This is a genomic window from Bifidobacterium sp. ESL1130, from assembly GCF_058507935.1.
Genome location: NZ_CP196379.1, coordinates 142,345 through 167,810 on the forward strand (window position 1 = coordinate 142,345; position 25,466 = coordinate 167,810).

General features: G+C 58.0%; 14 protein-coding genes and 1 tRNA gene. 12 read left to right on the forward strand and 3 right to left on the reverse strand.

Translation table 11 applies throughout. From position 1 onward, the window contains the following. Positions 1-38 precede the first annotated feature (38 nt). On the forward strand, positions 39-860 hold the full coding sequence (locus tag ACSYSO_RS00495; RefSeq protein ID WP_491701786.1) for an ABC transporter permease: 822 nt from the start codon (positions 39-41) through the stop codon (positions 858-860). A 106-nt stretch (positions 861-966) separates the two neighbouring features. Here ACSYSO_RS00495 and ACSYSO_RS00500 read toward each other — a convergent pair whose 3' ends face one another. Both ACSYSO_RS00500 and ACSYSO_RS00505 read right to left on the reverse strand, forming a co-directional pair. Further along, a complete protein-coding gene (locus ACSYSO_RS00500) occupies positions 967-4,005 on the reverse strand; it encodes a DUF4422 domain-containing protein (RefSeq protein WP_491701787.1) in 3,039 nt (1,012 codons plus the stop codon). A gap of 149 nt (positions 4,006-4,154) precedes the next feature. Further along, positions 4,155-5,219 carry an acyltransferase family protein gene (locus ACSYSO_RS00505; protein WP_491701788.1) on the reverse strand — a complete coding sequence of 355 codons (1,065 nt, stop codon included), beginning with the start codon at positions 5,217-5,219 and terminating at the stop codon, positions 4,155-4,157. 209 nt (positions 5,220-5,428) lie between these two features. Here ACSYSO_RS00505 and ACSYSO_RS00510 point away from each other — a divergent pair, with 209 nt between their 5' ends. The 8 genes from ACSYSO_RS00510 (at position 5,429) to ACSYSO_RS00545 (ending at position 16,408) form a co-directional block, all read left to right on the forward strand. Next, entirely contained in the window at positions 5,429-6,454 is a 1,026-nt protein-coding gene (locus ACSYSO_RS00510; protein ID WP_491701789.1) for a glycosyltransferase family 2 protein, read from the forward strand. A gap of 87 nt (positions 6,455-6,541) precedes the next feature. Beyond that, entirely contained in the window at positions 6,542-8,413 is a 1,872-nt protein-coding gene (locus tag ACSYSO_RS00515; protein WP_491701790.1) for a glycosyltransferase family protein, read from the forward strand. A gap of 33 nt (positions 8,414-8,446) precedes the next feature. After that, positions 8,447-10,747, forward strand: a complete 2,301-nt coding sequence (locus ACSYSO_RS00520) for a serine/threonine-protein kinase (protein WP_491701791.1) — start codon at positions 8,447-8,449, stop codon at positions 10,745-10,747. A 180-nt stretch (positions 10,748-10,927) separates the two neighbouring features. Beyond that, positions 10,928-11,914 carry a DsbA family protein gene (locus ACSYSO_RS00525; RefSeq protein WP_491701792.1) on the forward strand — a complete coding sequence of 329 codons (987 nt, stop codon included), beginning with the start codon at positions 10,928-10,930 and terminating at the stop codon, positions 11,912-11,914. A gap of 313 nt (positions 11,915-12,227) precedes the next feature. Next, positions 12,228-12,301: transfer RNA gene (locus ACSYSO_RS00530), tRNA-Thr, on the forward strand. Between the two features lie 676 nt (positions 12,302-12,977). Beyond that, positions 12,978-14,468, forward strand: coding sequence for a resuscitation-promoting factor (locus ACSYSO_RS00535; protein ID WP_491701793.1), 1,491 nt, complete (start codon positions 12,978-12,980; stop codon positions 14,466-14,468). A 104-nt stretch (positions 14,469-14,572) separates the two neighbouring features. After that, positions 14,573-15,625, forward strand: a complete 1,053-nt coding sequence (gene rsmA, locus ACSYSO_RS00540; protein WP_491701794.1) for a 16S rRNA (adenine(1518)-N(6)/adenine(1519)-N(6))-dimethyltransferase RsmA — start codon at positions 14,573-14,575, stop codon at positions 15,623-15,625. 93 nt (positions 15,626-15,718) lie between these two features. Continuing rightward, the gene (locus ACSYSO_RS00545; RefSeq protein ID WP_489799706.1) at positions 15,719-16,408 is read left to right on the forward strand and encodes a LytR C-terminal domain-containing protein; all 690 of its coding nucleotides are present in this window, start codon (positions 15,719-15,721) and stop codon (positions 16,406-16,408) included. A 119-nt stretch (positions 16,409-16,527) separates the two neighbouring features. Here ACSYSO_RS00545 and ACSYSO_RS00550 read toward each other — a convergent pair whose 3' ends face one another. Then, positions 16,528-17,943, reverse strand: a complete 1,416-nt coding sequence (locus ACSYSO_RS00550) for a CCA tRNA nucleotidyltransferase (protein ID WP_491701795.1) — start codon at positions 17,941-17,943, stop codon at positions 16,528-16,530. A 108-nt stretch (positions 17,944-18,051) separates the two neighbouring features. Here ACSYSO_RS00550 and ACSYSO_RS00555 point away from each other — a divergent pair, with 108 nt between their 5' ends. From ACSYSO_RS00555 to ACSYSO_RS00565, 3 genes are read left to right on the forward strand one after another with little or no spacing between them, the layout of a single operon-like run. Next, positions 18,052-18,771 carry an NUDIX hydrolase gene (locus ACSYSO_RS00555; RefSeq protein ID WP_489799702.1) on the forward strand — a complete coding sequence of 240 codons (720 nt, stop codon included), beginning with the start codon at positions 18,052-18,054 and terminating at the stop codon, positions 18,769-18,771. Beyond that, positions 18,768-21,065, forward strand: coding sequence for a DUF6049 family protein (locus ACSYSO_RS00560; protein ID WP_491701796.1), 2,298 nt, complete (start codon positions 18,768-18,770; stop codon positions 21,063-21,065). Before ACSYSO_RS00555 ends, ACSYSO_RS00560 begins: the two co-directional genes overlap by 4 nt. Then, entirely contained in the window at positions 21,062-25,438 is a 4,377-nt protein-coding gene (locus ACSYSO_RS00565) for a lipid II flippase MurJ (RefSeq protein WP_491701797.1), read from the forward strand. Before ACSYSO_RS00560 ends, ACSYSO_RS00565 begins: the two co-directional genes overlap by 4 nt. Positions 25,439-25,466 lie beyond the last annotated feature (28 nt).

The window sequence follows — 25,466 nt, forward strand, 5'->3', positions numbered from 1 at the left end:
GCAGCGTAAGAGTAGGATGGTTGGTTGTGAAGAATTTTGTGAAACAACTCCAGTCTAAGTACCACTACGCTTTGGTGGTATTCAAGGAGCTGGTCAAGTCTGATTTTAAGCTGCGTTACCAAGGTTCGTTCCTTGGCGTGCTGTGGTCGGTGCTGCGGCCGCTGATGCTCTTCGCCGTGATGTATGTCGTGTTTGTGCGCTTCTTGAAGTTCGATGATGGAACCCCAACGTATGCAGTATCGTTGTTGTGCGGCACCTGTCTGTGGAATTTCTTCAATGAAGCGACCAGTATGGGTATGCGCGCTGTGGTGGAGCGTGGCGACTTGTTGCGCAAAATCCATTTCCCCAACTACATTGTGGTCGCTTCCACCACCATGGGTTCGATGATTTCCATGCTCATCAACTTGCTGGTCATCATCTTCTTCGGCTTCTTTGGGCATGCGGAGTTCACTTGGCGTATGCTGCTGGTGCCGTTAAGCGTTGTGCAGCTGTATTTGCTTGCCCTTGGAGTAGCGCTGCTGTTGGGCACCATGTACGTCTATTACCGCGATGTCACGCACATTTGGGAAGTGGTGCTTCAAGCGCTCTTCTACGCAACACCAGTGATTTACCCCATCTCCATGATTTCCAACAACCCGAGCCTGTCGTGGGCCGCAAAGCTGCTCATGATTAACCCCTCGACGCAAATCATCATGGATATCCGCCACAACCTGCTGGCCCCAGACTACGTTGACACGGTGTGGACCATGATCGGTAACCCGTTGGTGTCCCTTATTCCTTACGTGCTGACCGCCGTTATCTTCGGCTTGGGTATTTACGTGTTCCGCAAGTTCAGTCCCAAATTCGCTGAAGTTCTGTAACGCCATTACTGCGCGTATGCAGAATTCGTGCGCGGGCGGTATATGAAATCACCTCGGTGTCTGACGGCATCGAGGTGATTTCATATACTGGTGGTTGTACCTTCTGCTATTCGCGGCCACGCATGGTGCGAACGGCCTGCTTCATGGTTTCACGCCGCTTACTGCCGATGGGCGCGAGTGGGTCGATAAACTTTCGAACAATGTTGTTCTCCGATACGGCACGTTCGTGGTGCGTCAATGCGTCATGCACGATACGCGAGGCGATGTCGGTGCTTGCCGAGTCGGAGGCCTTTGACAAAAGACGCTCATAGAACGGTGTTTGCCTGGCGTATGACCAGTACACATCCGCGAAGTCGCAGTCCGTTTCCTTCCATGGTTTCTGATACCCGGCATAGTGAATGATTTGGGGGTGCTCACGCGAAGCCATATACGCGTCATACATGGCGTCAGGTGCAAATGTGAATACGTTGCCGACTCGACCGGCACAGTCATGCATCACATTCCACGACCAGTCAAGGTAGCACACACTGCCTTCGCAGCACGCGTTCAGTACATCCTGATCGTTGTAGATGTAGTCGGGGTTGGAGGCGAACTTCAGCCATTGCTCCATGCTGTAACGGTTACGCATCGCCTTAGTGTTGAGCAGCAGCACGCCCGCCTGGAAGTAGTCGTATGGGTTCGTCATGCCTAGCTTGCTCTTGCTGTATGCCAAGCGCTCGCCGTCATTGAAGTTGAGGTTACCCAGATAGTCGATATCCCGTACTGCGCCAAGCAGGTTGTCTCCCAAGTCGGTGTCGTACAACTGCGCCACATCACCGTTAACCACCAGATCGGCGTCTAAATACAGCACCTTGTTATAGAAGGGCAGCAACTCTTGGATGAGGAAACGGTAATAGGTTTCGATGCTGATGTGCGCGTTCGCGGTCGTGAGCGAGTAGCCGGCGATTTCGCGGCGCACATCAATGAAACGCAGACCGACGTTCGGGAACTGAGCAAAGAACGAACGCATAATGCGCTGGCTCTCACCGCTAATGTCGCGCTGGAGTATCGAAATGTCGTAGAAACGGTCTTTCGAAGCGTTGACGAGCATCGAATAGATGGTGGTGGTGAGCATGGGAACATAATTATCGTCCGCAGCGAACGCCACTGGAACAATGGATTTGCCCACTACTTCCGGAGGCCACTGCTCTTGGCGGGCTTCAGGATTGGTGAAATGCACGCACTGCAGTTCCTTGGTTTTCAGCCCCGGCTGGGTGCGCCTGCGGTGCATGAGCCAAATGTTGAACAGGCGCTCGGAAAGATGCCCGGGCGTGCGCAATGCCTCTTTGCTGTACAGGCTCATGTCGGTGCGTCGCTCGAACTCCTCGAGAATGGGGAACATCCACTCGCAATAGTCGAAGAACTGCTGCTTGCGCATGATGTACATGTTGCAGAAGCACGAATGATGGCCGTTGAGGAACGCGTCGGCATCTGCCTTATATTCGGGCTGCTGTTCGCAGATAATCTGGTATACGGTGCGCAGGTCTTGCATGTGCAGGTAGGGGGCCGCACGGTACAGCTCGGTAGGAGTGCCATGTTGGTCGATGGTTTGACGAAGATCTTTGATACCAGTGGTGATGATGTCGTAGCCTTGCACAGCATCCTGCACACTCTGGTCATCGAGCTGGTAGCGTTTGATCGCTTGCTCGTCAATATAATCGTCCATCACCTCGCCGTACGGATTTTCCGTATGCTGGACTGGCGAAAAATCGAAGTAACGCCGGTAATGGCAGAAGCCGTAATACTCGGCGTCAACGTTCTTCCACGCCCAATACTGCGTAGTGAGTTCGCAATAACGAGGGTTCTTGTTGGAGATGTTCTCGCCTTCGTCGTCGTGGAAACTATATGCGAAACGATTTGTCTTATTGCCGGGGCCTACCTGCACTGGTTGGAACACGCTACCCTGAGGTATGTCCGCATCCTTGTGCGTGGTGACGAAAATGCGCACATTTTGATTTGCATAAGCGGCTTTCTTGCGTGCGGCATCCAAATCGTTAACGTGGCCGAGCGCCGTTCCACGCATGGCTAGGTAACGATCCTCCTGGGTTTGCGTATCCACCTCAGTGGCACGCAACGACTGCGCAATGCGCATCCAGTGGTACAGATCATCGTCTGGTTCGGGAACTGTATGACTGGACACAAACTCGTATGCACGATCGCGCACAAAACGGTACAGCTCACGTGCAGTGACCGCGGAACCAAATACGTCCGTCATGGCATCTGCTGCAGTTGTTTTGTCGCTTTCGCCAACACGCACCAGCCAGTCATTCGCTAAAATCTCAGTGGCCTTGTGCTCGAAACCTTCGGCGCATGCCTCGATTTCGGACGAGCCTGTGGTACGGGCAAAAGCGTAGGCAGCGTCAAAATCGGCCTTGAAATCCGAACAGTACTTGCCGTACTTTGCTGCCGAAATCTCATTGGTACCGCTGATACCGCGGCCGTAATAGTAGATGTACCCATTGCACTGTTTGATGGGGCGGTATGATTGAGCAAGTGCCGAAATCACGAAGCATTCGTAGCCATCCTGGGAACGACCGAGGCGATCGTTGGTCATCTGTGAGAATGCCTGTTGCAGAAGCTCCGTGCGGTACAGGCGCTGCGTAAAGCGCCAATCCACCTGATATCCGCGAGTCTCGTCGAAGATATCTCGCACAATGTCCAAGCCGGTAGAAGGCTGTGTGGGAGCGTTGTTGAACGTGTCGAACGCTTGGCGCTCGCTGTCCTGCAGGTCGTTGGCTGCCACCACCGTAAGCCCGTAGTGCAGGATGTCAGTCGGCTCCCTATCAATTTCGTCGCTGAGACTTTGGAGCATAGTGGATGCAAGCGCATCGTCCCCATCAAGGAAGAAGGTGTAGTCGCCGCTGGCCTGTTCCGCACCAGTTTTACGAGTGATGTGGGTGCCTTGGTTTTCGCGGTGGTGCACCACAGTGATACGGCTATCTTGAGCGGCGAGCTCATCGGCGAGCGCGCCCGTGCGGTCGGTGCTGCAGTCGTCAACGACGATTGCTTCGAAATCCTTGAATGTTTGGGCGCTGACACTGTGCAGGCACTCGGCGATGTAGGGCTCAATATTATAGGCCGGAATAATCACGGATATCTTCGGCATGGAAACATTACTCCTCTATCGGGCAGGCTTTGGCAGTCGGCAGTACGTCAGTGTCCCATATTCTAGTCACAGCGCGGAATGAAGCTGCGATGTGGGCTGAAATGGGAGATGGCAACCGGCTCGTATGCCAGCGTGTAGCCTGGTTGGGCTTACGCATGAGAGGCCTGAATTATTTTGTTGAGTGACGGGAAAAATAGCTTGTTCACTTTTGGGGTGTGGTACAGGAGCCAGGCGAGGAAGCAGTCGAATGCGGTCCTAGCTACGAACGAGATTAGGATCGCGCCGCTGGTGCCGGTGGTATTGATAAGCAGCGTGATTATTCTTGGCCATGGGAACGTGTTGATCTCAAGAATGTGGGTGCACAGGATAGGCAGGGTGAAACGCCCGATATGTGCGAATGCCGCAGTGAGTGGGGGAATGAAGCGTTCGATGAGCATGGCGATGCCGAGTATGCATATCACGCCGCAGATGGATCCGACAACGGCGAGCAGCGGATGGTCTCCGTATTGGTTCATCGCCATGCTGAACCCTGAGAACTTCCAGACGAACACCGCCCAGACAAGTATGGGGATGAGCCAGAGATACGGCATACGCTTGAACAGATTGAGCACATCATATTGTTTGGCGAGCCATCCCAAGTATACGAATAGGGTGACGGTCATGCCGGACTGAATGCTGAGGGGAAGCCACACGAGTTTGGCACTGAAATAACCGGTCAGAGCCAGGAGCACTACCCACACTGCGGTAAACCTGAGTTTGTTGAGCACATTCATGAACAGGTGAGCCCAGAACAGTGCGAGTAGGAACCAGATGGCACCGATGAAGACGGGAATGTCCCACAGCGGCACCTCTGCATTGCCGCCTGCGCCGTAGAATGCCGCCGCGAGCCAATCTGCGAGCGTCTGTCGCGCGTTGCCGCCGCGCAGCTTGACATGAACGGTGTTGACGACGATGATCGCCCCTGCGGTTACGGCATAGGTGGCTAGCAGCTCCCGGGTCTCCTTGTACCAGTTGAATGTCCGTTCGGGATGCATGAAAAATCCGGAAAGAATGAAGAACAGCGGCATATGGAACGAGAAACAGAAGTTTGATATGGCCGTCCAGCCGGTTCCGGCATCGGCCATGACGTCTACGGCACCGATGGTATGGCTAAGTATCACACTGAGCATGGCGATGCCCTTGGCAACGTCGAAATACTTAATCCTGGACGACATGCTGCGTGCCCTTTCTCAATAGGTCCCGATGAGGGTGCCGGCTTCGCACAATCGTGATTGTAGCCGAGACAACCTAGAAGGAGCTGAGTGTGCGCCTAGTCGGTTCATGCTCGACATGGTTGTTGGGCATGCATTGTCGGCTTTTGGGACATTGCCTTCGGTGAGGTAGTCTGGAGAAGCATTGGGTGTGGAGATGTGAAGGGATGCTTATGGGGGCTGTAGCCAAGTCAATCACCGTCATGGTGCCTTGTTTCAATGAGCAGGAATCGTTGCCTGCCTTGTTCGATAGGCTGGATGGCTTGGTGGGGAGCGGCCTGAAGCGGGAGGGAACACAGTTGCGATACCGGCTGATGTTCGTTGATGATGGTTCGAAGGACGACACACGTGTTCTGATTAAGCAGTATGCTGCCGATCGAGACTATACGGATTATATTTTCCTCTCTCGCAATTTCGGTAAAGAGAAAGCCATGTTTGCGGGAATCGAGGCAGTCAGCACAGACGCATTGGTGATTATCGACGCTGATTTGCAGGATCCGCCTGAACTGATCAATGAGATGGCAGAGTTATGGTTGCAGGGCTATGAGGATGTGTATGCCAGGCGCCGCAGCAGGAAGGGCGAAAGCTACCTGAAAAGGATGACGAGCAGGTGGTATTACCGCGTGCTGGCCAAGGTCTCAAGTGTTGATATTCAAGAGGATACTGGCGATTTCCGTTTACTGGATCGCAAATGCGTGGATGCACTGAAACAGCTTGACGAGTCAGAACGCAACTCGAAAGCGCTTTTTAGTTGGATCGGGTTCAGAAAGATTGAGTTTCTCTATGACCGCGACGAGCGTGCTGCCGGGGAAACCAAGTGGAACTATTGGAGACTCATTCAGCTGGCCATGGACGGCATCACCAGCTTTACCACGGCACCGCTGCGCATTGCCTCTTACACCGGTCTCATAGCCTTTGTGGTAGCTGTGGTGTATGCCGCAATCATTACGGTGCGTGTGCTGGTAGACAGCGTGGATGTACCCGGCTATGCCTCCTTGATGGTGGTGCTGTTGCTCATAGGAGGGCTTCAGCTGCTTGGCTTAGGCGTAATTGGAGAATACTTGGGGCGCGTGTTCGTACAAACCAAGCAACGGCCGAATTACTTGGTCGAGGAACAGCGACTCGGAGCCGGTGACGAATCGTCTGCTGAAGATGAGTCGCCTGAGTCTGTGGACAAGGCAGGCAAGACTGACAGTTAGCTGTGAATAGAGGCCAGTTATTGGCACGCTGTGGTTAGATGGGCACCAGTGAACCGGTGTTTGACCGTGTAGGAAAGGTAGAGCGAGATGCCGAGTATGAAGTTTGCGAACATTGTGTTGGAAGCCAACCCGAGGTCGGCAGCATACCCGGGTATGTACTGTCGTGCTGATTATCCGCTGGTGTTCGATGAAGAAGAGCAGGTGTGGGCGATGAGCCGTGCCGGCCTGTTTGATTTTGACACCTATTTCAACTCATTGTCCGTCATGAAGCTGCGCCGCTACACTCGCGCTACTCGCTTTGCACTGCACTTGGAGCTTCGTGGTGCGGCGTGCACAGTGCGTCAAAATTACGGTGACACCTTCTCGGATCGTGCCGTCCGTGTGGAAGGCACAGAGCACAGTCTTGCCGCCAGTGATGAGTGGCAGAGCCTTGATATGGAGCTCGAGGTCACCGATGACATGGTCATCACCGGCTTCGATATCGAGACCGAAGGGCGCGTTGAGATGCGCGACAGCTACTATTCGCTCGATTTTGAAGGCGAACCTCGCGCCGTTGAGCTGGCTGTGGCCACCACGACGTTCAAGAAGGAAAGCTACATCATCGGCAACGTCAATCTCATCAAGGATAAGATTGTGCGCGCCGGTGAGGATATCTCCGACCACTTCCACATGTATGTGATCGACAACGGGCGCACGCTCGACGCTGAGGCGCTGAGCGGTGACAATGTCAAGATTATTCCCAACGACAACGTAGGTGGCGCCGGTGGCTTCACCCGTGGCATGCTTACGGCCATGGCGCAGGAGCCAAAAGCCACGAACGTGTTGCTTATGGACGATGACGTGGCGGTCTCCCCGGAGTCCATCAAGCGTACGTACAACTTGTTGCGCATTGTCAAGCCTGAATATGAAGAAGCTATGATCAGTGGCGCCATGCTCAATTATGAGATTGGCGAAGACCAGTGGGAAGACATCGGGCACATGACCCCCGAGGGTACTTTTGCTCCATGCAAGCCGCAGCTCAGGCTCACACAGTTCCGTGAACTCATTTACAACGAGACGTTTGAGCCCACTGCATACATGCGAGAGAATATGTATGCCGCGTGGTGGTATTGCTGCATTCCTGTCTCGGTGATCGAAAAGAACGGTTTGCCGCTGCCTGTTTTTGTCCGCTGCGACGACGCCGAATATGGCATTCGTTGCAAGACCAAGTTCATCACCATGAACAGCTTGTGCGTGTGGCACATGTCGTTCCACGAACGTTACAACGCCGCGGTGGAGCGCTACCAGACCACACGCAACACCATGGTTGCTCAAGCCACGTGCGGCATGGCCCCCAAGTCGGACTTTATGCACGAGTTGGAAAACAACGTGCGTCTCGAGCTCAAGAAGTTTGGGTATGCCAATGCTGAGCTTTGCCTCGACGCGTTCGAAGACTTCCTCAAGGGTCCGAAGTTCATCAGCCAGCCTGGCATTGCCGAGAAGACATTCATGGCAGCCAACAAGAACAAGGAACAGCTTGTAGGTTTCGAGGAGCTGCAGGCTCAGGCTGACGCCGACCCCGACCTGCATGGTTTTGACATCAGGAAAGTGGATTATAGACGCATAGAACAGCAGGGGCAGCGTTCCGCGCTCGAACACGTCGAGGACTATGTTACTGATAACGGGCAGCGCCTGCGTAAGACTTCTGGAGAAGGGTACGGGGTAATCCCGCTGCTTGGCTGGGTTTACCCGGCGGCGGCCATCCGAGGCAAGCGCAAACTTGTGGTGATTGACTGGTATAACCGTAAGGGCATCATCCGGGTGAAAGACGTTGCTCGCTACGAGCGTATTCGTAAGCGCTACAGCAGGGATCTCACGTACTACAAGGCCAACATCGAGCGCTTGCGGCAAGAATATGAATCGGCGCGTCCTACATTGACCAGCGAGAAGTATTGGCGTAATTATCTCGGCATGAACTGATCCTGCGTTTAGCGCCGGCTCTAAGATGGTGATATGAGCGATTTGAATGCGCTGGACTTGGAGTCCGGCCAGATTGTGGGCGGCTATACGCTGGTCTCGCGCGTCGGTGGTGGCGCGATGGGGTCTGTGTGGCGCGTGCACGACGATGGCGGTCAGATTTATGCCATGAAGATTCTGCGCGAATCGCTTAACGACGACGAGACTGGCGTAGAGGGCGCCGAAGACGATGAGTTTGGTCCCGGCTCTCTAGGCGATGGGGGCGATGGCACCAGCTCAGGGAATTCGAGCAGCCGCAGTCCCCGCGTCACCGCCCGCGAACGGTTGCGCCGCGAGGCCATGTCTCTGCAGAGGGTGCGTCACCCTGGCGTGTGCTCGATTGTGGATATGGAACTCGATGATTCGCTGGCGTTCATTGTTACCGAACTCATCGAAGGGCGCAATTTACGCGACGATGTGGCGGCGAACGGCAAGTACGAAGGCGTGGATTTGGAACGTCTGGCGCGCAAGCTCATCGACGCAGTGCATGCGGTGCATGCGCAAGGCATCGTGCACCGAGATATCAAACCCACCAACGTGATGGTTTCCGCCACGGGGCCGGTACTGGTGGATTTTGGCATAGCCATGGCCGAGGGTGAAAGCCACGTCACCCGCACCGGATTGGTTATGGGTACCCCTGGATTCATTGCCCCCGAAATCATTGACGGTGCAGAGTCGTGCGAGGCAACGGATTGGTGGTCTTTGGCCTCCGTGCTGGCCTTTGCGGCCACCGGGCAGCCGGTGTTCGGCGTCAAACCGATGATGGCGGTGCTGGAACGTGAGGCTGCCGGCAACGCCAACCTGGCCGGACTGCCGCCCCACACGCTCGCAGCCTTCCGCAAGGCTCTGAGCCCCGACCCGTCAAAGCGTTGCAGCCCTGAGGAGCTGTTGAACGCGATTATCTCCGATTCCATGAATCCGTTGGCGGGGATTGGGGCGGACCTCCCTTTTGACGGTGCTGTGCCTGGGGCACCACCAGGTTCAGCGTTGGATCGTCTCGCCGACTTGTCTCGAACCACGGGAATGCCCACCGGTGTGGTGCCGCTGCATGGGGTGCAGAGCGCTTCATCCGCAACCCAATCCCCATCGCCGGAACCCAGCGATACCAAAAACCTGCGCAAGCTGTGGAGCGCCGAGGACGACGGCACCATGCCTGCGTTCGCCGCACCTCCGGCACCTGCCAGCGCACCGACCGTTGTGGTGCCGAAAGTGGCGCATGCTGACCGTTTCGCGCAAACGCCACCCACGGTCTGCCTCGGTGATGGAGCTGCCGCGACCATGGCGCTGCCCGCTCCCCCACCCAGCCCGTCTCCTGCGGCATCGGCGATGGTGCCGGAATCTGGTGAGTCCACAGCGCTGATGCCGGCTGCCACCCGTGTTATGCCGCATGCTCCTGCAGCAGATCCGCGTGCGTTCTCCAACAGCACTACCGTGCTGCAACAGGCAGTGGCACCGCCGGTTCAGCAGCAATACGCGGCACCGTCGTACGGCACCCCGGCTCCGCCATACGGCACCCCAGAGCCGCCGGTATATGCGCAGCCTGCGTCCATTGAGCCACAGCTTGAGCCAACGCTTGGCCCAGCGTTTGAGCCAGAACCGACGTATCCTGCCCAACAATATGCTGCTCAGCCATACTCTCCGTACCCCGCCCAGCCTCCGGCTCCCAGCCCCGAGCAGCAGGAGATGGACGCTGAGGCATTCGCGCGTTCGCGCCGGGCTGTGCTCACCAAGCGCTCGCGGCTGCCAATATGGCTGCTTGCCTTGGCGCTTGCCGCATTGGCGGCATTCCTCCCCCAAGCCGCATATGTGGTGATGGCTGCATTCATATGGCTGTTTGTTGCGTTGGGCCTGAGTGAGGATGCGCAGATTCGGCGTGAATACAAACGAGGCGGTGCACGTAAAAAAACCGATTCCGCCAAACGTGTTGCGTCGTTACCTTGGCACATGCTCAAAGGACTTGCTCTCAGCGTGCCTGTGGCGCTGCTGGCTTGGTTGATTGCCGCAGTGATACCGGCTGCAGTCAGTCTGCTCTTCGGCCTGCCGACTGGCCAATACGAATTGGCAATCGGCAGCTGGAATCTTGCGTTGCCGTACGCATACAGTCCGTCCCTCTCCCCCAGCACGCTGCTTTTGGCGGGATGTGCCGCTTTGGCATGGTGCGCGGTTGCGTTCGGCCCAAAGTCAGACAAGTTGCGCCTGGGAGCCGGTTACATGCGTCGCCTGCTCACGCGCCGCGCCGGGAACGATGGTCATGCGTCTTCTGGTGCCGCTGCCCAACACAGCGCTGCGTTCGTATGAGCAGCAGAGCTGGCTGGTTTGTCTGGTTCGTCTGGTTGACCTGCGGGTGGTCTGTAGTTTGGCTGTCTGGTTTTCTGTGCCGGTGGCGGAGAAATGTGCACCTATGCACTAGGATGAATCCATAGACAGTCGTACAGCACGGCGTATGCGGTTCATCGTCACGCAGACCGAAGGGAACACATGGCACAGCAAGGCAAACCAAACCGGAATGCGGCACAGCAGACCAAGCAGAAGACGCGTGCTGCCAGGCGCGCACGCGAAGAGGCGGAAGCGCAGGCGCTGGCTGAGCAGGAGGCCAAGGAGCGCCGCCAGCAAACCACGGTCGGTGTGGTGGTTGTGGCGGTCATCGTGCTGGTTATTGCGGTGATTGCAGGCATTGTGGGGACCAACATATACAAGAGCCGCAAGGAGAAGTCCGTTACCGCCGAGCAGACGTATGCGCAGCTGCAGGAGGTAAAGGTCACGCCCAAGGGTGCCAACAAGCAGGGCGGTTTCCTCTTCTCCCGTGACGGGTTCGACAAGAAGGCGCCCGGTGCGCCTACCGTAGAGATTTATATGGACCCGCTGTGCCCTGGGTGTGGCGCGTTGCATCAGCAGGTGGGGCCCATGCTCAAACAAATGCTGGATGCAGGTCAGGTGAACTTGGCTTATTATCCCATGAATTTTGAAGATCCCAACTCCACGGATCACTACTCCACGCGTGCTGCCGGAGCCATCAGCTACGTTGCCTCGCACGACCCGAACCCCGATCATCTGCTCGGCTTCATCGACAACCTCTATAGCAAGGATTTCCAGCCTCAAGAAGGCTCCGGGTACAAGCCCACGAGCAATGATCAGATCAAAGAGCAGGCTCTGAAGGCCGGAGTGCCGAAGAACGTGGCAGATAAGGCGTTCGGCGGCGAATATGACGACTGGATCAATGCCGCCTACAAATACACGGTCAAGCGCCCTGAGCTGTGGCACACGTCCGGTCAGCTCAAGGGCGGTATGAGCACGCCTACCGTCACCATCAACGGTACTCGGCTTGACTCCGATCAGATTGCCAGCCAGCAGATGACACAGCAAGCTGCCATTCTGCAATCTCTCGGCCTGGCGCAGAACCAGGTCGGCCAAGCTGGCCAGATGCCCAGCATTGGTGCCGAAGGCAAGGCGAACGCTCTGGTCTGATATGGCATGACGGTGAGTGATTTGCCGGCTCCAGCCGTGTGGGCGCGTCGCAGCTTATGGGTCTGCGGCGCGCCTCGTGCATGTTAGAACGCGTCTGTGAATGCTGCAGCGCAGAGATGGTGTATGGGCGGACGGCTACTGCGGCCGTCGTTTGATTGGTATGCACTGCATGCTGGTTCAGTGCGACACGCACGGAGAAAATGTGAAGTTCGGGTTTCATGCGTTATAATGTGAAGTATCTTTGCGTTTGCGCGAGGTGTGAGGGGTCGTTTTTGCAAACAGATTCCTCGGCTGCTCGCATACGTTAGGAAACGCCTCCTTAGCTCAGATGGCCAGAGCAGCCGCCTTGTAAGCGGCAGGTCGTCGGTTCGATCCCGACAGGAGGCTCACCAGAAGGCAACGTAGCCAGGCATACAAAGTTGGTGGACTGGCCAGCGAACATTCTTTCCTCGAGTAAGTGCGCAGAGGCCTTACCAACTCGGGCTTCTGCACAAGGCGGAATCATACCTGTTCCGCCCAGGGGCGGAAGTATCCCCTTCGCTTCCGCCCCTTTTCTTCTCCGCGTCACCACCTCCGTATCGCCATGTTCCCTGTTGCACACCATGCGCATCCGATTTCGTTCAGTAGGGACGTTTGGAGGTATTTCCACTGTAACGGAATAACAAGAACGGCGGAATTGCAGTGTTTTACAATATGGAATCGCGTGAAGCTGGCCGAAAACGTCCCTACTGAACATTTCACTATTGCTGGTGCTGCCCTAGTCACTCGTTAGTCGGCCGAAAGTCCCTACTGAACGCGCAAGGGGTAAGTAAAGGATGGAGAATAGGAGTGTTGGGACTGTGAGATGAATTACATAATATGCGCATTTGGTGGATATATCAGGGGTTTAAGCATATCCAAGGATTTTGCACAGAGTGATATTCGGCATGTTCGTCCTATGCAAACAGGTATGATGTGAGACAAGAGAAGGCGACTTCAAGGGAACGGAAAGTCGCGAAATGCAAGGCCAACAGGTCTTGGAAGTAGGCAATATGCGGGCGCGGTGCCAGTTGGAGGGCAGCTTATGGCACGTCGATGGACACCACAGCGGTTTGTAACTATGCGGCGCATACGCATTATGGTGTGCGTTGCTGCTGTGGCGCTGGTGTGCGTGGTGGCCTTTATGGTTTCGGCGCGCAAGACCGTGGCGTTGACGGTCAACGGTGAGACGCGTACGGTCACCACGTATGCGCAGAGCGTGGATCGGCTTCTGCAAGAGCAGGGCATCACAACCAAGACTCACGACGTGGTCAAGTCCACTACGGGCGGTGCGTTGCAGAACCATTCCGTAGTGAGCATGAACAGCGCCTACCAAGCCACCATTACCATTGACGGGCAGGAGGTGCCGTTCTGGACTTCCGCAACCTCGGCCAGCCAGCTGCTCAGCTTTTTCAAATCCAGCGAGCAGGACGCCGCCAAGGTGACGGTGAACATCAGCAATGTCTACAATCAGCTCACCGGCGGGCTTGTTATCAACAAAGAAGGCCCGGTCACGGTCATTGCAGACGGCAACACCTCCGTCGCGCCGGATGGCAAGCTGTCTGCCGCTTCGATTCTTGATTCAAAGAACATCGCTTTAGGCAAAGACGACCGCATCAGTGTGGAAGAGGACGGCGGCAACACCATCCTGCGAGTCCAGCGAGTCACTCATGGCGATGAGACTCAGATGATTTCCATTCCCTTTGCGTCCCATACTGTAGTGGACGCCTCGTTGCAGCCTGGGGAGCAGCAGGTGCGGCAAGTGGGGCAGACCGGCACAAAAGAACAGGTGTACGACGTCACTTACGTGGACGGTCAGGCCGAGGGCAAAGCACTCAAGTCGGAGACCGTCACCACGGCCGCCATGGATGAAATCATTGCGGTGGGTCCTGCAGCTCCTGCCGCAAGTCCGGATGGTGCAGATTCCGGTGACGCTCACGGTGCCAAGCCAGGCAACGGCGGCAAAGACACCGATAAGACCGATCAGGACGCTGGTAAAGGCAACACCGATAAGGGCAAAGAGAGCGACAAAGGCAAAGATAACCCCAAGCCGAACGATTCCGGAAACCAGAATTCCAAGCCAAATGCAAACGGTAACGGTTCCAGCACACAGCCGGCTCCAACCCCTGCCCCTCAGCCTGCTCCTGCGCCTCAGCCGAAGCCGGAACCAGCTCCTGCCCCCAAACCGGAGCCGGCTCCTGAGCCGACACCGAGCGGTTTGTGGCATGCTTCCGCCCATGAAGCTCAGGTGTATGCGCAGGGTGCTGCCGCGGCGTACGGATGGACCGGGCAGGAGTACACCGACTTGGTCACCTTGTGGAACAAAGAGTCCGGTTGGCGTTGGAATGCGGGAAATCCAAAGAGTGGTGCGTACGGCATACCGCAGGCATTGCCGGGCAAGCAGATGGGTGATTATGGCGCCAACTGGAAAGACGACGCCGCCATCCAGATTAATTGGGGATTGAACTACATCAAAGGTCGATACGGTTCACCATCCGCCGCTCTGAACCACTGGAGACAATACAACTGGTACTGATCGTACGGGTGTAGTGGTGTCCCGCAGAGGGTTTTGTGCGTTGCTAACCATGAGAGCGTGCGCCGCGCGCCGCATTGGTTCGCGCGCAGTTGTAGGTTTAGAGCATGAGCAAACCTGATACCGACCGCGCCGACAGTTTCGTGTCGAGTAGTACCCGCGTTGAAGCCGATGGCACGAATGCTGCTGCCCTCGGCTCACCCGACTGGGCTGTGTCTCCGTCCAATGCATCTGCACACGCTGGGGGAAACGTATCGGCATCTGCTCTCCACGCGCAACCGGCAGGGGATGGGGTGCCTACTTCCGGACGGCTGCTTGGCGCCGCAGATATCAGACGTATCGCTGCTGAAGCCGGCATCAGCCCAACCAAGAAGCTCGGGCAGAACTTCGTCATAGACCCAGGCACCGTGCGTCGCATCGTCCGCGAGGCAGGCGTGAGAGCCGACACCAACGTTGTAGAAGTAGGGCCCGGCCTTGGTTCGCTCACCTTGGCGCTCTTGGAAACCGGAGCGCACGTGACAGCTGTGGAGATAGATCCGCCACTGGCCGCGCGGCTGCCCGAAACGGTGGCAGAGTTCATGCCCGAGGCTTCCTCGCGCCTTGCCGTCGTCAACATGAATGCGCTGGACATGAGTCCGCAAACCCTGCCGCAGATCAGCCCGGAGCGCTTGCCATCCTTTACGCTCGTTTCGAATCTGCCGTACAACGTGGCCACTCCCATCCTGCTCACGGCTCTTGAACGGTTCGCCAACTTGGACCGCTTCCTTGTCATGGTGCAGAAGGAAGTGGCTGACCGCCTTGCCGCCAAGCCCGGGTCGAAGATATATGGATCCCCGAGCGTAAAACTGGCATGGTATGGGCATGCTGAGCGCGTAGGCGTGGTGGGGCGCAACGTGTTCTGGCCTGCGCCCAACGTCGATTCGGCGCTGGTGCTGTTCACGCGCAAAGCACGGACAAGCCAGACGGCGCTGGACGGCCGTGAAACAGTGTTCCGATTGATCGATGCGGCGTTTAGCCAGAGGCGCAAAACCTTACATGCCGCACTTAAGGGTTTGGTCAGTGACGAGGATTTCGCGCAGGCCGGCATCGACCCCACACGCCGGGGGGAGACGCTCACCATTGAGGAGTTCACGACGCTGGCTGCGGCCGCAGCACAATAAGGCTTGCCTGCAGCGTCACGTATAGACGCTAAAATGAGAGTCACGATAATGCGCACCGATAGCGCGCTGAGTAATGACAGGACGTGAGCAGATATGCCGCACATGGGGGACGAACGTGAGGCCCGCAAGCGCTACGTGCGTGAACGGCAAAACAAGGTGTTTACCATCGTCGTGGCGGCGATGGTGGTGCTGTTCGTCATTTCGTTGCTGGTGTTTTTCCATGTTCTCGGCGGTGAGCCGAAAGATAACGCCGAGGACGGCGGCCCAGTGAATTTCGGTTCCCCTTCGGTGTGCGCCCCAGCGGAAAAGAACGCCGACCACAAAACCAAGGATCGAGCCGTGTACATGGCCAATTCAGAGGTGTCGGTAAGGGTGCTTAACGGTACCTCGTCGACCGGCTTTGCAAAAGCTGTGGGTGAGGCGCTGGAAAACCGTCATTTTTCAGTGGTCTCAATCTCTAACTTTGAAGATACCAACGTTAAGCGCACCACCATCTACTACGGTGTGAATGCCATCGCCGACGCCTACACGCTCAACGCCAACTTCTCCGATGCCAAGATGGTGATGGACGACCGAACGGACGATTTGGTGGATGTGGTCATCGGGGCCACGTTCAACGATTTGGTGGAGACGAAGAGCGTGCCGGCGGCCGGAGCTTCAATCACCAACCTAGAGGGATGCACGCCGCTGGATAAGGTTGACAAGTCCAAGCTTCCCAAGGCTTTGGTGCACGATCCAATCGTTTCGTCGCCCAGAGACGACAATCCCAGCGACAATAGTTGATAGTCGTCGAGTCGATTCGGCTCGCCAGGCTGCCGCGTTAACGATGGCCCGTCACCTTCGGCAACATGGCCATCAAGGCCGGCATATCCACGCTGACGTGCCAACCTGCCGCTCGTGCCTTAGTCTTGCTCTGCCGCCCAGCGTTTAAGCTCGGCCACAGCCTCGTCACGGCTCGCCGGGCCATGGTCAAGGCGGAAATCAAGCATATGCTTGTACGCACGGCCTACGAGTGGCCCCGGCTCAATGCCCAGAATCTCAATGATTTCGTTGCCGTTGATATCAGGGCGGATTGCGTCAAAATCCTCCTGCTTTTTCAGTTCACGCACACGATCTTCCATCTCATCCATCGCCGAGGAGAACATAAGCGCCTTGCGCCGGTTCTGCGTGGTCGCATCGGCTCTGGTAAGACGGTTGAGACGCTCGTACAGGGGACCGGCATCCTTGACGTAGCGGCGTACTGCTGAGTCCGTCCACGGCTCGTCCACGTAGCCGTGGAAGCGCAGGTGCAGGTTGACCAGCTCGCTGACATCGGCGATGAGATGGTGGTCGAAGCGCAGCGCCTTCATGCGTTTGCGCACCATTTTGGCTCCCACCACATCGTGGTGATGGAAGCTCACCTTGCCGCGTGCTTCAAAACGGCGGGTGGCAGGCTTGCCGATGTCATGCAGCAGAGCGGCCAGGCGCAATGTCAAGTCGGGCGCGGGCACGGGTCCGTCCGGCCCGGTTTCCAGGGCGATGGCACGGTCGAGCACCATAAGGGTGTGGCCGAAGACGTCCTTGTGGCGGTGGTGCTCGTCGATTTCCAATTGAAGAGCCGGAATCTCAGGCAGCACAATATCTGCCAGTCCGGAGTCCACGAGTGCCTCCACCCCCTCGTGCGGGCGTTCGGAAAGCAGCAGTTTGATCAGCTCATCGCGCACACGTTCGGCGGAAACAATGGAGATGCGATCGGTCATGTCGGTGATGGCTTCGGCGGTATCCGGCTCGATGCGGAAGCCCAGCTGGGCGACGAACCGCACGGCGCGCATCATGCGCAACGGGTCGTCGTCGAAGGATTGACGAGGATCGACCGGGGTGCGCAACACGCCGCGCGCCAAGTCGTTGGCACCGCCGAATGGGTCGATGAACTCAAGGTCGGGCACCCGTAGCGCCATGGCGTTCACCGTGAAATCGCGGCGGGACAGGTCGCCTTCGAGGCTATCGCCATAGCTCACCTCGGGCTTGCGGGACTCGGGATCGTACTGGTCGGAGCGGTAGGTGGTCACCTCCACTTTGATTTCGGTGCCGTCCTCTCTGCGTCGCATGGCTCCGAGCGTGCCGAACTTACGGCCCATGTCCCAAAAGCCGTCGTGGCCGAAACGCTTGAGAATCGGCTCGAACTGGTCGGGACGTGCCGACGTGCAGAAGTCGAGGTCATGGCTGGGACGGTGCAGCAGCAAATCGCGTACAGGACCGCCCACCAACGCCAGCTCAAAACCCTGGGCCTCAAACATGCGCCCCAATTCCATAGCTTCCGGCCACACTGCAAAATCCACTGAGGGCACCTTTCTTTTCTCCGCGCTTCGCGCCCGGCACAACACATTCACGTGCCTACCAGCATACCTTCACCCCATCTGCACATCGGGTTGAGTAGAGTGGTAAGCATGATTACACCCGCGGATTTGGCGCGCATGGCGGCCAGGACTTCGGGTCAACGCGCCCAAAAAGCCGGGAATGCTGGGGAAACGGCCGGTTCGACAGGAGGCGTACAGGCAGATATACTGCGATACACTTCACAGTCACGGCCTGAGCGGTTGCACGCCGGCGTGGCGGATGCCGCAGGGCAGGGGGACGAGTCGGATGGCACGCCGACCCCAGCGGTGATGCCGCATAAACGTTCCGACGACACTCCCGCCACCTTCGCTTCGCTCGACGCGCAGGAGCTTCCGGCTGTGCGTGAATATTCCGCCGGAGGTCTGGTATTCGACGATCAAGGGCGCGTCGCCATCATTGCCCGGCATTCGCGCAGCGGGCACTTGGAATGGTGCCTGCCCAAAGGTCATATAGAAAAAGGGGAGACCCCCAGGCAGACGGCAGTGCGCGAAATTCGAGAGGAAACCGGCATCCAGGGTGAGGTTATCGATTCCATCGCCACCACTGACTATTGGTTTACCGGCACCGAACAGCGCGTGCACAAGCTGGTGCACCATTTTGCCTTGCGCCAAGTAGGAGGCGAGCTGAGCGTGGAAGGGGACCCGGACAGGGAGGCCGAAGATGCGGTATGGGTGGATTTCGACACGCTAGACCAAGTGCTGAGCTACCCTAATGAACGCAAAATCGTGTGGCTGTACGCCCGCAAACTGAACAGGCAGGCAGAAGCGTGACATCTCACTCCCATGTGCCTCGTATGCGTGCACATCTCAAACGGCTTGCTCTCGCTTGTGCGGCAGGCGTAGCCGCGCTGTGCCTGACTGTGGGCGCGGCCAACCCGACGCTGGCAGCAGCGCAGGAGAACACTCAAGGTGAGGTGACCAGTGTGGCGGAGAAGCCCAAAGCGGCGCTTTCCGTGGTGCAAGCCACCCCGGTGGTCAGCGATACATCGGGCTACCACTCCACGATCACCGTGCGTAATAGTACGGATAAAGAGCTGCCGGCGGGTCGGTTGAGCATATCCACCAGCGTGGCCTACACGTTCGTTTCCCGCTCGGATTTCCAGGATTGGTCGCAAAGCGCCACGCATATCCCCACCCCCGACGAACTCGGCAGCGTCGACGTGCCGGCCCTGGTGCCCAAAGGCAAAGCAACGGTGAGCGTGGACGCAAACCGCGATCAGAAGACACTCAAGGCCTTTGCTTCCTGGGGTCCCAAACCAGTGCTTATCGAGTACAACGCTGGAGACGCTGCGGCACCGGGCAGCAGGAAACCCTCGACCGCCACGTTGCATACGTTCCTGACCCGCTCGCGAGATGGACTGCAGGAGAGCGCCACCCCGGCGATGCAAGTCACCGTGGTGCTGCCGCTCACTGCGGACGGGTGGGATCTTGAAAGCGACAAACTCAATACGCTGATGACCAAAGGCCAGAATTCGGATTCCATCGTCACGCCAAGCAATGTCAGCAATGACCGGCGTGCCGCGAGCGAGGCGAAAGCCAGCGGCACCAGTACCAAGCTTGACCCCAAGCAGCTCATCGCGCGCCATCCTGGCCTGCAGGTGGTTACCGATCCCGCCTATGCCAAGGCTTCAGGTACCACTCAGAAAACTGACGGTGTTATGCAGCCGGGTAACTTCGACATCACTGCCTACGCCGCGCACAATGACCCGGGAAGCTATTCCGGAGCCGGCGTCACCGACGGTTCGTGGAGCGCGGAAACCAGCGTGAGCCAGTATCATGAAGCTTCCGGGAATTTGGTGTCCGCGCCTACCGCCTATGCGTGGCAAGGCAGAGGCAACTGGACGCAAGAAGCGTTGACCCAGGCCAAGAGACAAGGGTATTCCACGGTCATTGCCCCGTTCGGGCTCAACAGTCAAAGCGATTCGACTGTGCATACCGACAAATACGAAGTGCCGACCGATGCCGGCGATGTCACGGTGCTGGCCGCGCAAAAGGAACTTACGCAGCTGGCGCAAGGGCAACCAACCGATGCCGGTGCCACAGCCGAAAACAGCAGTGCCGGTCGTGTCTCACGGTTCATGGCGCAAAGCGCCTTCTACCAGATGGAGCAGCCGTACGCCTCGCGCAACCTGCTCATCTGCCTTTCTCCCGCTGAACCCAGTGACGAAGCCGAAGCGCTGATGCAGTCCATCGAACAGGCATCCTGGCTGTCGCTCTCCAATCTGGAGTCGCTCAACGGGGCGGAGCCCTATCGTTCCGGCGCTGCCGCCACACGCCTGCTGCCCCAAGAATCGGGTGTGAGCCAAAAAACGGACCAGGCGTTGCGCAACAACCTGACTGCACTGTCGCGCAGCAGGCAAGATATTCTGCGGTTCGGCTCATCGGTGCTGGACACCGCGCATGCAGCCAAAGCCACGAGAGACGGCGACGGCACCACCGGCAAGGACAAGCAGTCCTCCGAACAGGACGGACCGCAGTCCTTGGCTCGGCGGGATGCCGGCAGCGCGGCGAAACGATCGCAGAGCGGTACGGAGTGGGTGGAAAGCATCACTGCCTTGCACGACCGACTGGCGCTGTATGCCTTGAGCGGTACCGGAGACACTTCGCTTGGCAACCAGACGGTGCAGAAGGCCCAATCCCTGTCTCAGCAGCTTTTGGGAGGGGTTTCCATCACCCCGTCCGAACCGGTCACCGTGGTGAGTGAATCCGCCAAAATGCCGGTTACCGTGAGCAACAATCATCCCTATCCGGTACGTGTCGAAGTCTCGTCGCTCACCGACTCCATGGAAATCGTGACGTCGCGCTTCGAAGAGGTATCCGTTCCGGCACGCGGCGAGACGCAAACCACGTTCGCGATCCGTGTCTCCACATCCGGCTCTGCCACTGCCCACCTATCCCTACGAGACCGCGACGGTACCACATTCTCCGCACCTCAATCCACAGACATCACCAGCACGCTGCGCATCAGCGACGTGACCGGAAAACTGTTTGTGGTGGCCGCGCTGGCCATGGGCGCGTTGGGTCTGTGGCGCCAGTTCCACCGCAAGAAGGATCCCGACGAATGAGTTCTTCCGTAGGCCGTAATTCCATGATCATGGCTGCTGGCACCGCTGCGTCGCGTGTCACTGGCCAGATTCGCACCATTCTGCTTGCCGCAGCAGTCGGCACCACCGGTTTGGCCGCCAATGCCTACCAGGCCGGCTCCCAGATTCCTCAGGTCATCTTTACCCTTGTCTCCGGCGGCATCTTCAACGCGGTGCTTGTCCCGCAGATCGTGCGCACGCTCAAAGCGGATGATGCCGAGGAGAAGCTCAACAAGCTCATCACCTTCGCTATGACCCTGCTGTTGGCGGTCACAGTCATCGTGGGGCTCGCCGCCCCTTGGCTTACGCGCGTCTACGTGGACGGCGGCGCCGACATGCTGGCACTGTCCACTTCTTTCACCTTATGGTGCGTACCGCAGGTCTTCTTCTACGGGCTGTACACCGTGCTCGGGCAGATTCTGGCCGCCAAGGACCATTTTGGCACGTATGCGTGGAGTTCTGTGGGAGCCAATGTCATCAGCTGCATAGGTTTCACTGCCTTCATTGTGCTGTTCGGCAAGTCAGACAAGCAGCCGCTCAGCTTTTGGACGGGAGACAAGGTGGCGCTCACCGCCGGCGCGTGGACGCTCGGTGTGGCCTTCCAAGCGCTCGTCCTGTTCCTGCCGCTGTTCAAGATAGGTTTCCGGTTCCGCCCCAAGTTCGGCCTGCACGGCATCGGCCTGCGCCAGATGGGATCGGTGGCCGCATGGAGCATCGGCATCGTGATCGTGGACCAGATTGCCAACATCATCAACACACGCGTCACCACCTCGGCTCCGCTCAAGGCCCACGAACAGCTGCACACCAGCCTGTACGAGGTTGCCGGCAACGCCAGCTACCAGAACGCCTACACGATTTATATCCTGCCATACTCGCTTATTGCGGTGTCGGTGGCCACCGCCATTTTCCCGCGCATCGCCCAGTCCATCGCCGACCGGGACTTGGGTTCCGCACGCGCCGACCTGAGCCAATCGCTGCGTAACGTATGGCTGCTGATGTGCTTCTTCACTGCGGTATTCGTGGTGATGCCGGTGCCCATCATGCTGGCGCTGCTGCCATCGGTGAGCGTGAAAGAGGCGCTGCTCATGTCTGGGCCGCTCATCACGCTGGCGTTTAGCCTGCCGCTGTCGTCCACGTATCTCATCATTCAGCGTACCTTCTATGCCTTCGAGGACGGTTTCCATCCCTTCCTGTTTGTGGTGTTGCAAGCCGGTCTGCAAGTGGTGCTTCTGATGGTCGGTATCGTGCTCATTCGCCCCGACAACTGGGCTGCCCTGCTTGGTGCCACCATATCGGTGAGTTACCTTCTGCCGTTCCCGGTTTTGGTGGGTATGCTGCGAAAACGGTTCGATAACAACCTCGACGGCAGGCGGCTGACCGGCACGTTCGCCAAAGGCATCATCGCCATGGCAGTGGCCATGGTCGGCGGCCTGCTCCTCCAGCATGCCGTCTACGCACTGTTCGGTGCGCATTTGGAGGCGCATTCGGGCCAGATGAACTGGATACAGGCCGTGGCCATATGCGCGGTGCTTGCGGTGCTTGTCGTAGTGCTCTACCTCGGCACGCTGTGGGTGCTCAAAACCGGTGAGCTGGTCACCGTTGCCACCGATGTAATCACACGTGTCCGTGATCATTCCGGCGACGTCATCATCAACGCGGTGCTCGGTCAGCCCAATGGCAAGCGGCCTCACGTGGCCCAACACGCCATTCCTGACGACAGCGAATCGTACCGGGTGGTGATGAGTCCGCGTTTGCAGGAGCCAAGAATCCTGTACAGTTCCCCCCGCCCTTCCGTTCCGGAGCCTCCGGCACCCGCCCCGGTCACTCCTGCGGTTAGAATGGGTGAAAGAAAAAGACAGTCAGTTGTTCATGTGCGCCATGGAGCTAGAAATATTATGAAACCTCAGCCAGGAGACGTTGCCATCGGCCGATACACGTTGGTGGCTCAGCTGCGCTCAGCTCCCGGCATTGAGGCTTGGCATGTCAAGGATCAGGTGCTTGGCGGTGAGCGCCAGATGTTCGTCATCACCGACAAGCAGTCCATCGCCCACACCGAGGCGGTGGCATCCTCGCTTGCCCTCTCGCGCAGCAGCATGTTCACGCAAGTCAGCCAGATGCAACACGTTGGCAGTGTGCCGGTGCTGGTCACCCATCTTGACGAGGGTGAGGCGCTGAGCGACTATATGAAGCCCGACAGCGGGCGCACGTTGAGCATGGAAGCCATTCGCTCGATTGTGGGTGAGGTGGCAAACGGTCTGCATCAGCTGCTTTCTGACGGCCTGAACCTGCATACGTTGAGTTCGGACATGGTGCGCGTCACCAGTGATGGTGTGAAGATTGCCGATGCTCCGGTCAGTGCGCTGTTCTCCGACTTTGTGCAGGCGCCGGAGATGGATGCGGAACGCATCGCCATCTATCAGACCTCGGCGTTGCTGTATGCCATACTCACCGGGCGGACCACTGCAAATGTGGAAACCTTTGATTTCAGTAGGTTTGATCCAGATGTTCCTGAAGAATTTCAGGTTATCTGCCGGCGTGGCCTGACGGTGCAGTACGCCGAAGCGAAATCCAATGCTTCGGGCATCGCCGACAAGGACGGCAAATCTCCCACCATCTCCATGGTTTCGATCTCCGAACTGATGGCGCTGCTGGGCGACTGGACGCCTGTGGCAGAACTTGGCGAGCAGGATTTGAGCCGTCCCAAGAGTCAGGCTCCGTCCACCATCGCCATGATTAAGCTCCGCGCCGTGGGCAAGAACAATGTGATTGCGCTGCCGGGTGAACTTACGGGTTCCGCAGATGCATCCCAGTCCGCTGCTGTCTCTGCGGTTTCTGCTGGTGCGGCTGGAGCTGCGGGAGTGGCCGCAGGTTTGGCGCAGCAATCGACGCATGGTGCCGCGACAGGGCACACAGATCAGGCTGCTCGTACAGCGGATGGTGCAGCAACCTCATCGCGTACAGTAGTCGGCAACGGCAGCGCCGCGGGTGCACCTGCCAATGCCCGGAGTACAGCGCAAAGTGATGCTGTGGCTCAGCAGGCAGCTCGTCAAGCAGCGCGTGCGGCTCGGCGGTCTGCCGCCCAGTCCGGCGCGCAATCCGAGCAGCGCTCGATGCCCGCTTCCATCCAGCCGCAAGGCCAGGCGCAGCCCGTTTCGGCGGCTGCCAGCACAGCGGCCATGCCCCCCATGCCGGCGGCGCAAGCGAACTACTCTGTGCCTTCCAACTACTCTGTGCCCTCCAACCACTCTGCGCCCTCCGATCCAGAGTCCTCCGCTCCTGTGACCTCTGCTCCGGCCAAGCAGTCGTCTCGTCGGTTCTGGAAGCGCGGTCAGCAGGCCGTCCAGCCCGCTGCCGCTCCGGCGCCGCCGCAAACCGGCCAGTCTTACGGCGAAGACACCGGCGCAGGTATGGATTTTCATGACATCGCCGCAGCCGAGATGGCGCAGGCCTTCAGGCCAATCGACGCGTATGCGGACGATTCGCTGTTCCCCGACTTCGAAGTGGTGCAGCAGAACAACCAGTCCACCACACAATTCGACTTCAATACGCACGCCTCGCGCGCTGGTGCAGTCGGCGAAGACACCGGTGGTCTCTCCTTCGAAGCCACTGGCCGCATCCCCGTCTTTGGCCCCAACGGCATGCCCATAGAGCCAGGGAACGAGTCCGCTCGTGCCCTGCGCGCCGAACAACAGGCCGCCAAGGCTGCGGGCGGCGAGATACTGCCTCCCAGCTTCACGCCGGCCTCCCAGACCAAGGGCAGTGCTGATATCGCAGATACTCCGCTGTTCGGCAAGGTGACCACCAAAGTCATCGCCATCGTGGCAGTGATTGTGGTCGTGCTTGCGGCTGCCGGATTCGCGGTCTTCAACCTGCTAGGCAAGGGCGGTATCGGTGACTCCTCTCCCGACCCGTGGCCGAACATGCACGTCAACCAGGTGCCGTTCAGCGGCAACACCGAGGATGATAAGCCCAAGAGCGAGGACAGGAAGAAGCCTAAAGCGCAGGAAGAGGCCAAGCCGGAGAACACCACGCCGTTTGATGTGGACACCCAGACGTTCCTCACTCGTCCCGACGGGCAGGACGGCTATGGGTACTACATGCACTTGAGCCAGCCGCAGGAAGTCTCGAAGTTTGTGATTACCATCCGTACTTCGGGCGGCAACGCCCAGCTGCTCGCTAACACCACCCATGATCCGACAACCGGTCAGCAGGTGGCACAGTTCAGCTTCGACGCCTCCGGTACCACGGAAGTGAAACTTGACAAGAAGGTCACCTCTCAGGACTTCATGCTCTGGGTGCCCACCAACTCGTTGCCCGAGAACCATCTGTACATCGTCAAAGTGCAGTTCTTCTAATGCATCGCTGTGAACATACGCTTGAGGA

Bases quoted from the DNA above. Each gene is read 5' to 3' on its own strand.
- ACSYSO_RS00535 (WP_491701793.1), top strand. From the start codon at position 12,978: ATGGCACGTCGATGGACACCACAGCGGTTTGTAACTATGCGGCGCATA.
- ACSYSO_RS00500 (WP_491701787.1), bottom strand. From the start codon at position 4,005: ATGCCGAAGATATCCGTGATTATTCCGGCCTATAATATTGAGCCCTAC.
- ACSYSO_RS00545 (WP_489799706.1), top strand. From the start codon at position 15,719: ATGCCGCACATGGGGGACGAACGTGAGGCCCGCAAGCGCTACGTGCGT.
- ACSYSO_RS00525 (WP_491701792.1), top strand. From the start codon at position 10,928: ATGGCACAGCAAGGCAAACCAAACCGGAATGCGGCACAGCAGACCAAG.
- ACSYSO_RS00565 (WP_491701797.1), top strand. From the start codon at position 21,062: ATGAGTTCTTCCGTAGGCCGTAATTCCATGATCATGGCTGCTGGCACC.
- ACSYSO_RS00520 (WP_491701791.1), top strand. From the start codon at position 8,447: ATGAGCGATTTGAATGCGCTGGACTTGGAGTCCGGCCAGATTGTGGGC.
- ACSYSO_RS00555 (WP_489799702.1), top strand. From the start codon at position 18,052: ATGATTACACCCGCGGATTTGGCGCGCATGGCGGCCAGGACTTCGGGT.
- ACSYSO_RS00515 (WP_491701790.1), top strand. From the start codon at position 6,542: ATGCCGAGTATGAAGTTTGCGAACATTGTGTTGGAAGCCAACCCGAGG.
- ACSYSO_RS00505 (WP_491701788.1), bottom strand. From the start codon at position 5,219: ATGTCGTCCAGGATTAAGTATTTCGACGTTGCCAAGGGCATCGCCATG.
- rsmA (WP_491701794.1), top strand. From the start codon at position 14,573: ATGAGCAAACCTGATACCGACCGCGCCGACAGTTTCGTGTCGAGTAGT.
- ACSYSO_RS00510 (WP_491701789.1), top strand. From the start codon at position 5,429: ATGGGGGCTGTAGCCAAGTCAATCACCGTCATGGTGCCTTGTTTCAAT.